General features: G+C 64.9%; 15 protein-coding genes. 7 read left to right on the forward strand and 8 right to left on the reverse strand.

Features of this window, described 5'->3' with window-relative positions:
* The 4 genes from FJ546_RS24030 to FJ546_RS32020 all read right to left on the reverse strand — a co-directional run.
* The coding region (locus FJ546_RS24030; RefSeq protein ID WP_140891597.1) for a histidine kinase dimerization/phospho-acceptor domain-containing protein at nt 1–926 on the reverse strand (926 nt) is incomplete at its 3' end.
* Nucleotides 923–1606, reverse strand: a complete 684-nt coding sequence (locus FJ546_RS24035; RefSeq protein ID WP_140891598.1) for a winged helix-turn-helix domain-containing protein — start codon at nt 1604–1606, stop codon at nt 923–925. The genes FJ546_RS24035 and FJ546_RS24030, both read right to left, overlap by 4 nt.
* Before the next feature lie 90 nt (nt 1607–1696).
* Nucleotides 1697–2491, reverse strand: a complete 795-nt coding sequence (locus FJ546_RS24040; RefSeq protein WP_140891599.1) for a hypothetical protein — start codon at nt 2489–2491, stop codon at nt 1697–1699.
* A gap of 143 nt (nt 2492–2634) precedes the next feature.
* On the reverse strand, nt 2635–2796 hold the full coding sequence (locus tag FJ546_RS32020; RefSeq protein ID WP_348641999.1) for a hypothetical protein: 162 nt from the start codon (nt 2794–2796) through the stop codon (nt 2635–2637).
* A 358-nt stretch (nt 2797–3154) separates the two neighbouring features.
* Between FJ546_RS32020 and FJ546_RS24050 the strand changes: the two genes are divergently transcribed.
* Complete coding sequence (locus FJ546_RS24050) at nt 3155–3790, forward strand: isoprenylcysteine carboxylmethyltransferase family protein (RefSeq protein WP_140891600.1); 636 nt, start codon at nt 3155–3157, stop codon at nt 3788–3790.
* A 15-nt stretch (nt 3791–3805) separates the two neighbouring features.
* On the opposite strand, the gene FJ546_RS31710 is transcribed toward FJ546_RS24050, so the two are convergent.
* On the reverse strand, nt 3806–4276 hold the full coding sequence (locus FJ546_RS31710) for a hypothetical protein (RefSeq protein ID WP_246686940.1): 471 nt from the start codon (nt 4274–4276) through the stop codon (nt 3806–3808).
* Nucleotides 4277–4323: 47 nt separating this feature from the next.
* On the opposite strand from FJ546_RS31710, the gene FJ546_RS31715 reads away from it, so the two are divergent.
* A complete protein-coding gene (locus FJ546_RS31715; protein WP_246686941.1) occupies nt 4324–4914 on the forward strand; it encodes a peptidase C39 family protein in 591 nt (196 codons plus the stop codon).
* Here the strand turns inward: FJ546_RS31715 and FJ546_RS24060 are convergent.
* On the reverse strand, nt 4911–5396 hold the full coding sequence (locus FJ546_RS24060) for a hypothetical protein (protein WP_140891601.1): 486 nt from the start codon (nt 5394–5396) through the stop codon (nt 4911–4913). The two genes, FJ546_RS31715 and FJ546_RS24060, sit on opposite strands and share 4 nt — an antisense overlap.
* Nucleotides 5397–5617: 221 nt before the next feature.
* On the opposite strand from FJ546_RS24060, the gene FJ546_RS24065 reads away from it, so the two are divergent.
* Both FJ546_RS24065 and FJ546_RS24070 read left to right on the forward strand, forming a co-directional pair.
* Entirely contained in the window at nt 5618–5983 is a 366-nt protein-coding gene (locus FJ546_RS24065; RefSeq protein ID WP_027047560.1) for a RidA family protein, read from the forward strand.
* Nucleotides 5984–6187: 204 nt separating this feature from the next.
* Entirely contained in the window at nt 6188–7423 is a 1236-nt protein-coding gene (locus FJ546_RS24070; RefSeq protein WP_140891602.1) for an amidohydrolase/deacetylase family metallohydrolase, read from the forward strand.
* A 33-nt stretch (nt 7424–7456) separates the two neighbouring features.
* Here the strand turns inward: FJ546_RS24070 and FJ546_RS24075 are convergent, their stop codons facing one another.
* On the reverse strand, nt 7457–9247 hold the full coding sequence (locus FJ546_RS24075) for an NAD(P)/FAD-dependent oxidoreductase (RefSeq protein ID WP_140891603.1): 1791 nt from the start codon (nt 9245–9247) through the stop codon (nt 7457–7459).
* 69 nt (nt 9248–9316) lie between these two features.
* Nucleotides 9317–10258: a MurR/RpiR family transcriptional regulator gene (locus FJ546_RS24080; protein WP_140891604.1), complete on the reverse strand. Its 942-nt coding sequence runs from the start codon at nt 10256–10258 to the stop codon at nt 9317–9319.
* 304 nt (nt 10259–10562) lie between these two features.
* Here FJ546_RS24080 and FJ546_RS24085 point away from each other — a divergent pair, with 304 nt between their 5' ends.
* The 3 genes from FJ546_RS24085 (at nt 10563) to FJ546_RS24095 (ending at nt 13469) form a co-directional block, all read left to right on the forward strand.
* Entirely contained in the window at nt 10563–11396 is an 834-nt protein-coding gene (locus tag FJ546_RS24085) for an ABC transporter ATP-binding protein (RefSeq protein ID WP_140891605.1), read from the forward strand.
* Nucleotides 11393–12235 (forward strand): ABC transporter permease, encoded by an 843-nt coding sequence (locus tag FJ546_RS24090; protein ID WP_140891606.1) that lies wholly within the window; start codon nt 11393–11395, stop codon nt 12233–12235. The genes FJ546_RS24085 and FJ546_RS24090 overlap by 4 nt, the downstream gene beginning before the upstream one ends.
* A 70-nt stretch (nt 12236–12305) precedes the next feature.
* Nucleotides 12306–13469 (forward strand): ABC transporter substrate-binding protein, encoded by a 1164-nt coding sequence (locus tag FJ546_RS24095; RefSeq protein WP_140891607.1) that lies wholly within the window; start codon nt 12306–12308, stop codon nt 13467–13469.
* Nucleotides 13470–13544 lie beyond the last annotated feature (75 nt).

A 13544-nucleotide genomic window follows, 5' to 3' on the forward strand; every position in this document is an offset into this window, starting at 1 on the left:
TCGAGATCGGTGAACCGCGCCTTGCGGGCTCCCGCCTCGATCTGAGCGATGCGCAACAGCGCATCGAAGGTCTCATTGATCTGATGACCCTCCGCGCGCGCGTCGGCCAGATCATCGGAGACGTCCTGATCCCGCGCGGCCTTGTCGGCGGCGCCTTCCAGGATCATCTGCAGCCGGTTGAGCGGTGTCTTCAGATCATGCGCGATGTTGGCGCTGACCTGCTTCATGCCGTCCACCAGGCTCGACAGGCGATCGAGCGCCGCGTTGACCTGGCTGGAAACGATGTCGATGTCGTCGCCCGTGCCGGTCAGCGGGATGCGGGCATCGAGCCGGCCATGCGAGACGTCGACCATGGTGGCGGCAATGCCGTCGAGACGGAGTTGGACACGCGAGGCAAGCAGCGCGCCGCCGGTGATCGCCAGGCCGGTGATGATCAGGGTTGCCCAGCCGAAGCTCATCATCGCCACTGTTTCCAGCTCCTCCGTTTCGGAAAGGCTGAAGGCGACCGTCAGATTGTTGCCGCCGACCGAACCGGAAAAGGCGCGATACTCCTTATGCGGAGGCACGCCTGGCAACACCGCGTCGAACGCCGAGAACCCGTCGGGAAGTCCGGCGGCGGTGAAGTTGCCGGCCAGGTGGTTGCCGGCCCGGTCGGTCAGCGAAAACAGCTGTTCTTTCTTCGGGCTCAGCTTTGCATGGCTTTCGATCGTGGCGACAAGGTCCTCCAGATCGTTGGCGGCATAGGTGGCGGCGACGACCGAATAGGTTTCCTTGATGCTCTCGTCGAGCCGTTCGGCAAGATCGGCGCTCATCATCTGGTAGACGATGGCGCCCGACAGCACGAAGGCCAGCATGAACAGGAAGCCGAATGTCAGCGCGAGCCGGAACGGCGTGCTGCGCAGCAGGCGAGACCAGCTTCCAGTCATGGCGCAAGCGGCGCGTGCAGGCTGTAGCCGGTGTTGCGGATGGTATGGATGAGCTGGGCCTCGAACGGCTTGTCGACCTTGGCCCGCAGCCGGCTGATATGGGTCTCGACCACGCTGGTCTTGGGGTCGAAATGAAAGTCCCAGACGCGCTCCAGGAGCATGGTGCGGGTGATCACGCGGCCCTCGCCGCGCATCAGCACCTCGAGCAGGCTGAATTCGCGTGGCTGCAGGTCGATCTGCTGGCCCTGGCGCGTGACGCGCCGCATGATGAGGTCCATTTCGAGGTCGGCGACCCGCAGCGTCGTCTTCTGCTCCTGCGCCGCCGGCCTGCGTCCAAGCGCGTTGATGCGGGCAAGCAGCTCGGAAAAGGCGAAAGGCTTGACCAGATAGTCGTCGCCGCCGGCCTCCAGTCCCTCGACGCGATCGTCGATGCCGCCGATGGAGGTGAGGAAGATCGCCGGCGTGCGCACGCCGGCCGCGCGCACCGCCTTGATCATCGACAGTCCGTCCAGACCCGGGATCATCCGGTCGGCGACGATCACGTCATAGCCGCCGGTGGTGGCGGCGAAAAGCGCGTCATGGCCGTTGCGCAGAAGGTCGCAGACATGCCCGGCCTCGGTCAGTCCCCTGACGATATAGTCCGCCGTCTTGTGGTCGTCCTCGACAAGAAGAAGTCGCATCGCTGTTCCGGTTGATCGCCGATATCGCGCACAGGCTATCACCGGCATGGTCCGGTTCCTAGGATGGCACAGACGGCCAGACGCCGAAGCCTAATCCTGTTCCAGCAGGATCTCGTCGGCATCGTCGGCGGTTCTCTTCAGCGTCATGTAGAGAACCAGTGCTGCGATGCAGCCCAGGAAGATCAGGCTGGTGAATGTGGTGCCGAAGCCGAGGCCGCCATATTCCACCGGCTGCGACAGAAGATCACCGAAGGAGGCGCCGAGCGGGCGCGTCAGGATATAGGCCAGCCAGAAGGCGAGGATGGCGTCGAGATGGATGAGATAATAGGCAAGCGCGATCAGCGCGATGACGCCGCCGAACATGAGGCCAGACGTGAGATAGCCCATGTCGAAACTCTCGGAGACGAGATCGCCGGCGGCGGTGCCGAGCGAGAAAGTGAGCAGGATCGCCAGCCAGTAGAAGATCTCGCGCCTCGTGGTGAAGATGGTGTGGATCGAGAGCGTCCGCTCGCTGGCGTACCAGACCGCGAAGGTCGCCGCGAGCGCGACCGAGAAGGCAATCGTCGTCGTCTGCAGGCGCACGCCGAAATTATCGACGAGGTTGTCCGTGATCAGCGTGCCGACGACGCTGATCAGCACCACCCCCAGCCAGTAGGCCCAGGGTACGTAGCGCTTCTGCGCGAACTGCAGGACAAGGGCGACGATCAGCACGCCGGTCATGATCAGCGAGGTGACGGTCAGCCCGAGCCCGAGATTGACGGCGAGATAGTCGGCCGCCGTCTCGCCCATGGTGACCGCCATCAGCTTGATCAGCCAGAAATCGAGCGTGACCTCCGGAACCCTGTTCTGGCTCGGTCCGGCAGGCTGCTTGTTGGTCGGGAGCATGGCTGAAGTCCTGAGGTTGATGGTTGCGGCGGGACGAACGCGCATCGCGAGGGATTCATATGATTCGCCCCTATTTCATGCACGTCGTGTCTCAATCGCTGCACACCTCGGAAAAGGCCCGAGGGCGCTTTGGACGGCATGGATTACTTGCCCATGACTTTCATGGCCTGGGCGAAGAAGTCGTCGGCGCGCTTGTCGTCGTCGGCATTGCAGCGTTCGATCCCCTTGGTCTCCAGCTCCGAGACCTTGTTCTTGTCGGCGTCGTTGAGCTTGGCTGTCGCTTCAGCGGCACGAAGGGCCTTCAAACTTTCCTCACAAGGCGCGGGGGCCGCATAAGCGGTGGACATCGCGGCCGAGACAGCGAGGGTCCCCACTGTGATGGCAAGTGAAAGTCTTCTCATGAAACCATTCCCTATCTGATGCCGGTGGTCCGGCTGCGGTAATTGAAGCCGGCCCCTAATTGGCGGACCGGCATCTGAACGATAAGGAAACGACTTCACTCCAGCCTGTCCCGGGGCATACAAATTCGTAAGATGGAGCTGGTTGGCGCAAAAGACCTTTACGAACACCGCGCGCTGCGCTGATAGAAGGTGACCGCCTTGTATCCGCCATCAATGGCGCGCCCCAGTGGCGGACCCGCAATCCGTGCTCCAGGAAACACGAATGAGCCATGCCTCCCTCAAGCCGGTTTCACAGGCTTTCGTGCAGCGCAAGCGGCTGATCTTCGTGCGCGTGGCGGCGGTGCTAGCGGTGCTGCTGCTGTTCCTCACCAAGCCGGCGCTCGCCGAGGGCTCGAACGGTCACGAAACGCTCGAATTCTTCGGCTTCTGCCTGGTGCTCGCCTGCGTTGCCGGCCGGCTGTGGAGCATCCTCTATGTCGGCGGCAAGAAGAACGAGGAGCTGGTTTCGACGGGGCCGTTCTCGATGAGCCAGAACCCGCTCTATTTCTTCTCGACAGTGGGTGCGGTCGGCATCGGTCTGCTCTACGGCTCGCTGGTGGCGGCAGCCGTGCTTGGCGTGGCCAGCTTCCTCATCTTCCGCGTCACCGCGCGCAAGGAAGCCGAATATCTGCTGGGCAAGTTCGGCCCGGCCTATTCCGCCTATATCAAGACGACGCCGCGCTTCTGGCCGAACCCGCTGCTCTACCGCGACGACGACCAGCTGCAGTTCTCGACGCGCGCCCTCAAGCGCACCTTCCATGACGGGCTCTATTTCCTCGCCATCTTCCCGGCCATCGAGCTGATCGAGTATTTGCGGCAGACGGGCCTGCTGTTCCCGGCCTTCGTCACGCTGTACTGATCGGCCATTGTGCGGCTAATTTTGCGGGTCATGCAGCACTTCGAGGAGCCTGTAGTATCGGCTGAAGGCGAAGGGACCGGTGTGATGGTCTTCACGGCCGGACACGCGGCCGTCTGGGCCGACCTGATCGCGGCGGTGCCGGCCGAGGCCGGCGATCGCCTGGCGGCACTGCGGGAGATCGCCGGGGTCACCGGCGTGGCGCACTACAGCGAGGGCCGCCCGGAGGCGATCATGGTCGGCCAGCGACGGCCGGCGGCAGCAATGATGCGCATCGCCCTGTTCTGGTCTGCCCCGAACTTCATCGCGGGTGACGGCCCGCGCCTGCTGGAGGCGCTGGAGAAGGAGACGCTGGCGCAAGGCGCGCTCTGCCTGCGTGCCGACGAGAATATGGTGCAGCGCATCGGCGGCCAGTGGCAGCGCCGCGACGGGTTCCTGCAACGCTGGATCGGCAGCGAACCGGCCCGTCGGCAGGGCAGGTTCCGCCATCCTGGCCGCAGACGGCGGGTTTTACGTGCGGGCCGTCGGCGCTGGCCATGGCGATGGCCGGGATCGATGCGGCCTTGCTGCCGGACCGGGCGCTGGAGGTCGAGCTCTGGCGCGAGGCCACCACCATCATCGGCCCGAGCGGTCCGGGCGGCTGCGACCCCTACGGCCTGGCGCTGGCGGCGCACCGGCGCGGCCTGCGGACCGAAATATTCATGAGCAATGCCGAACCGGTTTTCCTCGACCGGGCCAGCTCGGAGGAAAGGCGTGGGCTGATGCGCTTCGTGCAGGCCGGTTTCAAGCGCGAGGCCGAAGCCGCGTCATTGCCGATCGAGACGCGCGCCTTTGCCGTCGAAGAAATCGGCCAGGCGCTCGATCGCGGCTTGTCGGCGCTGGTGCTGATCGACCAGGCGCCGATGATGGGCCACACCTGCCCGCATTGGGTGCTCGTCCATGGCCATGGCGACGGCGTCTATTTCCTCAACGATCCCTGGATCGAGCCAGACCGGCTCGAACAGAAGATGGACGTCGTGGATCTCCCGGTTCGGGCGGCGGAACTCGACCGGATGGCCTGGTACGGCAATCCGGCCTATCGCGCCGCGGTTCTTGTTGGGCCGGGTCCGGCCACCCGAAAGCGCTAGGCTCCCAGCGGATACGGCATGTAGCCGACGAAGCCGGCGATCTTCCAGCTGCCTTCGACCTTGCGGCAGAAATACAGCGTCTGCCATTTCAGCCGGTCGACGCTGCCATCCGCCTTGGCGACGGAGCCGTCGAACTTCTTGTGCAGCACGGCGCGGTCGCCGTCGACGTCGATGTCGCGCAGATTGGTGACGCGAAACAGCGCTTCGCGCAGCGGCTCGGCGAATTGGGTCGCCGCCGTCTCCCCGGCCTGGCGCAGCCACTCGTCGCGATAGATCTCCAACCGCGGGAACTGCAGCCGCCAGGCATCGGCATTGGCGAGGAAATGCGCGTGCATGCCGAAGAAGCTTTCGGCGATGAAATCGTGCTCGACCATGGACCAGTCCTGGCCGATGAAGGCGTCGATGTCGCGCCGCACCAGCATTTCCCACAACGCATGGCGGTCGGCATCGCCTGAAGGAAACGGGTTCTTGTCGAAGGTCATTCTCGGTTTCTCCGGTGTCGCGCAGGCATGTGTCCGTGGCGGCGCGCAGGCCGCCCGGCCGGTGCGCACGATGCAAGCGCTTCTGTAATAAAGCAACACGGATTTCGAAGAATGTTGCTTTCCAACAGGGGCCCTATCGGGACCGCCCCGATCGCGGTAAATCTGCGCGGAAGCGGGCGCCGCCCTGGTGCCCCTGCCGCGTCAACAGAGGAGGCCATCCCTTGCCCAAGCAGACTTTTGGAACATCCCATGTGCCGCTGTCGCCCGCCGTGCGGGCCGGCGACTTCGTCTATGTCTCGGGCCAGGTTCCGGTCGGCAGCGACGGCATCGTGGTCAAAGGCGGCATCACCGAACAGACCGAGCAGGTGCTTGCCAATGTGAAGGCGGCGCTGGCCCTGGCCGGCTGCACACTGGACGACGTGGTGAAGACCACCGTCTGGCTGGAAGACGCGCGCGATTTCGGCGCCTTCAACGCGGTCTACGCCAGGCACTTCCCGAAGAACCCGCCGGCCCGCACCACGGTCGAATCGCGGCTGATGATCGACATCAAGATCGAGGTCGAGGCGGTCGCCTACAGGCCCGTCTAAGAGAGACCGTTTGGAAATTCTACTCCGGCGGCCATCTAGCGGGGTTTTCCGCGCTTCCCCGTTCTACTGCGTGCAGTAGAACTGAGCTCACGGACCCAAATGTCCGCTCCGCTCCGGTTCTCGAAACCACCACCATTTGACTCGCCGGCGCGAATTTCGAAACAGTCTCTGAGAAGGCAAAGCAACGAACCGGAGGTTCCCCTCATGCAATTCGACCTCCTGCTGAAGGGCGGACGGCTCATCGATCCGGCGTCCGGCATCGATGCGGCGCGCGATGTCGCCATCGCCAATGGGCGGGTCGCGGCGGTCGACGCCGATATCCCGGCGGATCGCGCCAAAGAGGTGGTCGACGCGGCCGGCTGCATCGTCGCGCCTGGCCTGGTCGACCTTCACAGCCACGTCTATTGGGGCGGCACCTCGCTCGGCGTCGACGCCGACCGGCTCGCTGCCAAAAGCGGCACCACCACCTTCATCGATGCCGGCAGCGCAGGCGCCGGCAACTTCCTCGGCTTCCGCCGCCATGTCATGGAGCGATCCAGGGCGCGCATCCTGGCCTATGTCAACATTTCCTTTGCCGGCATCTTCGGCTTCTCGCAGTCGGTTTCGGTCGGCGAATGCAGCGATCTGCGGCTCTGCGAGCCGCGCGAGGTGGTCGCCGCGGCGCGCGAGCATGCCGATGTCGTCGTCGGCGTGAAAGTCCGCTCCGGCAAGCATGCCGGCGGCACCAGCGGCATCGCGCCGGTAGATCTGGCGCTCGAGGCGGCCGACAAGGCCGGGCTGCCGCTGATGGCGCATATTGACGAGCCGCCGCCCGGCCGCTCGGAAGTGCTACCGCGCCTGCGCCGCGGCGATATCCTAACCCACTGCTTCCGGCCGTTCCCCAACGCACCGGTCTTCGCTTCCGGCGCGGTGCGGCCCGACATGCGGCTGGCGCGCGAGCGCGGCGTCATCTTCGATCTCGGCCATGGCATGGGTTCGTTCGATTTCGAAGTGGCGCGCGCCATGCTGGCCGAGGGGCTGGCGCCGGACGTCATCTCGAGCGACGTGCATCTCTACTGCGTCGACGGGCCGGCCTTCGACATTCTGGTCTGCATGTCGAAGCTGATGGCGCTCGGCATGCCGCTGGTCGAGGTGCTGCGCGCCGCGACGCAAGCGCCGGCGCGGGCGATCGCCAGGCCGGACCTCGGCACGCTGGCCGTCGGCAGCGTCGGCGACGTCGCTGTCCTGCGCCAGCTGTCCGGCCGGTTCACCTTCGTCGACGCGGTCGGCGCCTCGCTGGTCGCCGACCAGCGACTGGTGTCGCAAGGCATCGTCATCGGCGGTACCTGGTGGCCGAACGAGGCGGTGAACGATGTCAGCGAGACCGAGCGTTTCGAGGCGCGGGAGCGGCATACGCATGTCGAGGTGGCGGCCGGGCATTTCGGGCACCGGCACGATTAGCCGATCTCCCCCTTGTGGGGGAAATCGGCAGCTTCATCGGTGCGAATTGCTCGGCTTGCCGTAAACCGGCGTGGCAATCCCTTCCATGCGTGCCTTGATCTGCAGCGCCACGTATTTCGAGTAAAAACGCGACAGCGCCAGATTGCCGCCGTGGAACCACAGCGCTTCCTGCGCCGTCGGCTTCCACATGTTGCGCAATTCGCCTTGCCAGGGGCCAGGGTCGCCGTTGACGCCGGAACCGAGGCCCCAGCAGGGGCCGACCTTGTCGGCGACTTCGCGCGAGACGAGCGCGGCGACATTCTCGTTCATCGACTGGTAGCCGGTGCAGGCGATGATGGCGTCGGCCTCGAGCTCGCTGCCGTCCTCGAACAGGATGCCTGTCGGCGTCAGCGCCTTGATGGCGACGCCGCTGCGGATGCCGATCTTGCCGTCGATGATCAGGTCGGAAGCCCCGACATCGATGTAGTAGCCGGAGCCGGTGCGATAGGCCTTCATCAGGAGGCCGGTCTCGTCGTCGCCGAAATCGATGGCGAAGCCGGAGGCGCGCAAACGGTCGTAGAAGGCGGCGTCGCGGGCCTTGATCACCTCGTAGAGCGCGCGCTGGCCCTTGGGCACAAGCGCGAAGGGCGTCGAGGCGACGATCATGTCGGCCTTTTCGGTGGTGATGCCGCGCGCCAGCGCGCTCTCCGAGAAGATCTCGAAGCCGACCTCCATCAGCGTGTCCGACTTGACCACGGTGGTCGGCGAGCGCTGGATCATGGTGACGTCGGCGCCGCTTTCCCAGAGATCGACGCAGACGTCATGCCCGGAGCTGGCCGCGCCGATGACGGCGACCTTTTTGCCGCGGAATTTGTCGCCGCTGGCATACTGGCTGGAATGCAGCAGCTCGCCCTTGAACGCTGCGGCGCCGGGCAGGTCGATCTTTCGCGGCGGACCGTAGGCGCCGGTGGCGAAGACGATGTGCTTCGGCTTCAGCGTGATGTGGCGGCCGACGCGATCGACCACCACGGTCCACTCGTTCCGTGCCTCGTCATAGGAGGCACTGAGGCACTTTGTGGCGACCCAATAGTTGAGCTCCATGACGCGCGTGTACATTTCCAGCCAGTCGCCCATCTTGTCCTTGGGCGTGAAGACCGGCCAGTTTTCCGGGAACGGAATGTAGGGCAGATGGTCGTACCAGACCGGATCGTGCAGCACGAGCGTGCGATAGCGGTTGCGCCAGGAATCGCCGGGCCGGGCGTTCTTCTCGATGACGATGGTCGGCACGCCGAGCTGCCGCAGCCGCGCGGCCAGCATGATGCCGCCCTGCCCGCCGCCGATGACCAGGCAATAGGGCTGCTCGGTGACGCCGAGCTCGCGCGTCTCGCGCGCCCGCGCCTCCGACCAGGTCTCGCGTTCGGGGTCGGCCTTGTGGCGCACGCCGAGCGGCCGTGCCAGGCCCTTGCGCTCCTCGAACCCCTTGAGGTCGGTCATCGCCGTGAACAGGGTGCGGCAGCGGCCGTCGCGCAGGCGCATGATGCCTTGGCCGGAAGCCACAGCGGTCTCGAAGGTGAACCAGGCTTCGATGGTGCCCTCGTCCGAGGTCGCCTCGCCGGAGAGCTGCCATGCGGTGGGTTTCGTCGTCGCCAGCGTCGCCTCGAGCATGTCGGCGATGGCCTCGCGGCCTTCCATGGTCGTGACGTTCCAGGTGAAGGTCAGAAGATCGCGCCAGTAGCAGTCGTCGACGAACAAATGGCTTGCCGCGGTCGCATCGCCGGCTGCGAGCGCCTGCGCCAGGGATTCCAGCCATGCGGCTGCCTGTTTCGTCGGTGCCATTTCGAGCATGTGTTCCTCTTCCTGCGTTGGCGCTGTCCGGTTCCCTTCTCCCGCGAGGGGAAAAGCAAAAGAGATGCTCTAATCCCCGAGCGGCTCCATCTCCTTGCCGGTGCGGTGGATCTGGGCGTTGTATTTGATGCGGCGCACCGTCTCGCGCGCCGAGCCGTCGAGCTTGTAGGCGCAGGCCACGGCCACCAGGTCGATCGCCGCCAGGAAGGCGAAGCGCGAAGCGGTCGGCTTCAGCGTGTCGGGATATTCGGGCACCGCCACCGTCAGCCGGACATCGCAGGCGCGGGCCAGATCGGTGTCGGGCGCGGTCACGGCGATGGCGTTGGCGCGGTAATGCTTGGCGAGTTCCACGGCCTCGATCACCTCGCGCGTGCGCCCGGTCGCCGAAATGGCGATCACCAGATCGCCCGGCTTCAGCGTCGAGGCGGTCATGCGCATCAGATAGGGATCGCACTGGGCGCTGACGGTGATGCCGTAGCGAAACAGCCGGTACTGCGTCTCCTGCGCCAGCGCCGAGGAACTGCCGCCGAGGCCGAAAACGGTGACCTGGCGAGCCTTGGCGATGAGCTCCGCCGCCTTCTGCAGCTCGCCCGGATCGAGCTGGCGTTCAGCCTCCTGCAGCGCCCGGCGCGCCTCGCCGAAGACGGCGTTCCAGAACGGCATGCCATTGTCGTTGCTGATGGCCGGCGGCTTGGCCAGATAGAGCGCGCCGACGACGAGGCTCTGCGCCAGCTTCAGCTTGAAATCGCGCACGCCCTCGCAGCCGATGGCGCGGCAGAAGCGGGTGACCGTCGGTTCGCTGACGCCGGCGCGTTCGGCAATCGCCGCATTGGAGGCGTCGACGGCGTATTTGACATCGTCGAGCACGACATCGGCGACGCGGCGCTCCGCCGGGCTCAACTCCGCATAGGAATCCTTGACCAGCGAGATGATGTCGGGGATGCGCCTGATGTCGCGTCCCTCCGGCTCGTGGCTTGCAACAGGCTCTTGCTGGCTGTCAGCTTCGGTCATGAAGTCGGTCTTCCCTGGCTTTTCGACCTGACCTCTTACCATGTTTGCACGCCGTCGTTCCATGCGCCGCCGCACTGCAACCGTTGCGTGCTGGACGATAAGTTCGCGCCTTCTTTTCAGAGTATGTAGGAAAGCAACACGAATTTCAAGGCTAGGAAAATTGTGCAAAAACAATGTATTGGTCCAAGAACGGAAATTTCATGATACGGTTACCACCGCAAGCGCTTGACAGCAAAGTAGGATAGTTACAGACTGATTTTTGGCAGATGACCTACTGGATCATCACGCAATCTCCGAGGGGCGGATGAACGCGGGCGAGACAACAACGCCGAAGCTTGGCGTGCAGGCAGCGACCAAGATCTATCACACGGCGTCAGGCGACCTCTTGGCGCTGGACCGCTGCAGCCTCGATGTCAGAGCCAATGAAATCGTCTCGATCGTCGGCCCGTCCGGCTGCGGCAAGACCACGCTCTTGTGGTCGATGTCGGGCCTGCATGGCCTGACCAGCGGCGAGATCCGGCTCGACGGCGTCAGGATCACCGGCCCGCGTCCCGATATCGGCATCGTTTTCCAGGAAGCCAACCTTTTGCCCTGGCGCAATCTCGACGCCAACATCCGCTTTCCCTTCGAGATCAAGGGCGAGAAGCCGGACCGCGCCTGGATCGCGCACCTGCTGAACCGCGTCGGCCTCGACGGCTTCGGCGGCAAGTTCCCGCGCGAGCTTTCGGGCGGCATGCAGCAGCGCGCGGCGATCGTGCGGGCGCTGGCGCTGAAGCCCTCGGTGCTGTTGATGGACGAGCCGTTCGGCGCGCTCGACAGTTTCACCCGCGAGGAGATGAACCGGCTGGTCGAGGAGATCTGGCTCGACACCAAGACCACCATCGTCTTCATCACCCACAGCATCGAGGAAGCGATCTTTCTGTCGGACCGCGTGGTGGTGCTGAGCGCCCGGCCGGGCAAGGTCGCCAGGGAGTATCGCGTGCCGTTCGCGCGGCCGCGCTCGCTGGAGATCATGGCGACCAAGGAAGTCTTCGATCTCACCAACCGGATCAAGATGGACATTGTCGGCGAGCGCGCCAGGCCGACGGCGCCGGAACAGGAGCGCGCCAGCGCCGAGATCGTGAGGATCAGGCCGTGAGCGACGCCATCCCGGAATTCTCCAAGTCCAAATCAGGTGATGGCCAGGAGGTCAGCCTGACCAATCTGTCGGCCTTCGCCAGCGGCCCCGGCGTCAAGTCGGGCAAGGAGGTGGCGGCCATCATCGCCGTCGCCGTGGTCATCATCGGCGGCATCGAACTGGCGCTGCGGCTGTTCCATGTGCCGCTCTACATCATGCCGCCGCCGAGCTCGATCGCCTATGCGCTGTTCGACGAATTCCCGCTGATCGCGCCGCATCTCGGCTACACGCTGGTCGAGCTGGTCTCCGGCTTTGCCATCGGCGCCGTCGTCGGGCTGGTGCTGGCCGCCGTCATCACCCAGTTCCCTTTTGCCGAAAAAATCGTCGCGCCCTACATATTGCTGCTGGTCACCACGCCGATGCTGGCGCTGGTGCCGCTGCTCATCCTGCGCTTCGGCTTCGGCTACACGCCGCGCATCATCGCGGTGGCGCTGGCCGCCGGGCCGATGGTGATGATCAACGCCGCCACCGGCTTTCGCCGCGTCGACGGCGCCAAGATCGCGCTCGCCCGCTCCTACGGCGCCAGCACCTTGCAGATCTTCTGGAAGATCCGCGCGCCGATGGCGCTGCCGATGATCCTGGTCGGGCTGATGATCGGCGCCATTTTCGGCCTGCTCACCGCCGTCGGCGCCGAGATGGTCGGCGGCGGCTTCGGCCTCGGCAACCGGCTGACCACCTATTCGTCGATGATCCAGATGCCGCAGTTCTTCGCCGTGGTGCTGATCCTGTCGACGCTCGGCATCCTCATCTACGTGCTGTTTTTCCTCATCGGCAAGAAATGGGCGAGCTGGGAGGCTTGAAGACAAGGATTTAAAGCAAGACGCCCGGGAGGCGGGCGGCAGACCGACGTCAAACAAAAAGGGGAATGCCATGACCAAAGACCATTCGACGAACCAGCCAGGCATCAGCCGCCGCTATTTCCTGCAGCTCACCGGCGCCGGCCTGGTGACGGCAACCGCGCTCGGCGCCACCGGCTTGAAGGCAAGGGCCGAGGCCTATGGCAAGTTCACCTGGATCTCGCCGCGCGGCACGCTCGAAGTGCTCGACGACTATCCCTATTGGGCGGCCAAGAAAGCCGGCTATTTCGACGGGCTCGACACCGACATGCAGCCGGGGCCGTCGGACGGCACGGCGACGGTCAAGTTCGTCGATGTCGGCCAGGCCGATATGGGCTTCCCCTCGCCCGGCGTGTTCTCCTTCGCCATCCAGAACGGCATGAAGCTGAAATCGGTGTTCCACATGGGCGCGCGCGACACGTTCAGCATCGCCTTCCGCAAGGGCGAGGGATCGAACGATCTGAAGAAGCTCGAAGGCAAGACCATCCTGCTCGGTTCCGCCGCCTGGCAGTCGATCACCGATCCGCTGCTCGCCGCGCAAGGCGTCGACATCAAGAAAGTAAAGTATGTCGAGGCCGGCTGGCCGACCTGGGGCACCGCGCTTGCCGGCGGCCAGGGAGATGCCGCGCTGTCGTGGGAAGGGCTGCGCGCCGAATGGATCGCCAAGGGCCTCGACTTCGAGTACTGGCTCGGCGTGAAGAACTCCAAGCTGCCGGCCAACACCTTTGTCGTGCGCAGCGCCGACCTCGAGGATGCCGACAAGAAGGCGTTCCTGGAAAAGTACCTGCGCGGCTGGGCGATGGGCCTCGAATTCGGCTACCAGAATCCGCGCGCGGCGGTCGAAGCGGTGTTCGAGCAGTTCCCGACGCTGGCCAAGAATCTCGGGCCGGAGCTCGGCACCACCTCGATCCTGCAGCAGATCAACGTCTTCCGCGGCGACATGGACAAGCGCGGCGGCTGGGGTTCGCACGACATGGCGAGTTGGCAGGGCTTCTTCGACGAGATCCACAAGATCGGCCAGATCACCAATCCGGTGAAGGCCGAGGATGTCTGCACCAACGACTTGATCCCGGCCGCCAACGATTTCGACAAGGCCAAGGTCAAGGCCGATGCCGACGGCGTCAAATTGTCGGAAGGCTTTGCCGCGCTCGATGTCGAGAAGATCAAGGCGCATCTGTTCGATTCGGCCGTCAAGTAGGGCTGCCGGCGGCAGAACCGGGCGGCGACAGCGTTGCCGCCCGCAATCCATTGAAGAAAAGCGTGGGAGGTGGCG

The organism is Mesorhizobium sp. B2-4-19 (assembly GCF_006441315.1).
Lineage (GTDB): Bacteria > Pseudomonadota > Alphaproteobacteria > Rhizobiales > Rhizobiaceae > Mesorhizobium.

What these genes read in the sequence shown, in the direction of transcription:
- FJ546_RS24035 (WP_140891598.1), bottom strand. Translation starts at nt 1,606, where the DNA reads ATGCGACTTCTTCTTGTCGAGGACGACCACAAGACGGCGGACTATATC.
- FJ546_RS24040 (WP_140891599.1), bottom strand. Translation starts at nt 2,491, where the DNA reads ATGCTCCCGACCAACAAGCAGCCTGCCGGACCGAGCCAGAACAGGGTT.
- FJ546_RS24050 (WP_140891600.1), top strand. Translation starts at nt 3,155, where the DNA reads ATGAGCCATGCCTCCCTCAAGCCGGTTTCACAGGCTTTCGTGCAGCGC.
- FJ546_RS31710 (WP_246686940.1), bottom strand. Translation starts at nt 4,276, where the DNA reads ATGGCGGAACCTGCCCTGCCGACGGGCCGGTTCGCTGCCGATCCAGCG.
- FJ546_RS31715 (WP_246686941.1), top strand. Translation starts at nt 4,324, where the DNA reads ATGGCGATGGCCGGGATCGATGCGGCCTTGCTGCCGGACCGGGCGCTG.
- FJ546_RS24060 (WP_140891601.1), bottom strand. Translation starts at nt 5,396, where the DNA reads ATGACCTTCGACAAGAACCCGTTTCCTTCAGGCGATGCCGACCGCCAT.
- FJ546_RS24070 (WP_140891602.1), top strand. Translation starts at nt 6,188, where the DNA reads ATGCAATTCGACCTCCTGCTGAAGGGCGGACGGCTCATCGATCCGGCG.
- FJ546_RS24075 (WP_140891603.1), bottom strand. Translation starts at nt 9,247, where the DNA reads ATGCTCGAAATGGCACCGACGAAACAGGCAGCCGCATGGCTGGAATCC.
- FJ546_RS24080 (WP_140891604.1), bottom strand. Translation starts at nt 10,258, where the DNA reads ATGACCGAAGCTGACAGCCAGCAAGAGCCTGTTGCAAGCCACGAGCCG.
- FJ546_RS24085 (WP_140891605.1), top strand. Translation starts at nt 10,563, where the DNA reads ATGAACGCGGGCGAGACAACAACGCCGAAGCTTGGCGTGCAGGCAGCG.
- FJ546_RS24095 (WP_140891607.1), top strand. Translation starts at nt 12,306, where the DNA reads ATGACCAAAGACCATTCGACGAACCAGCCAGGCATCAGCCGCCGCTAT.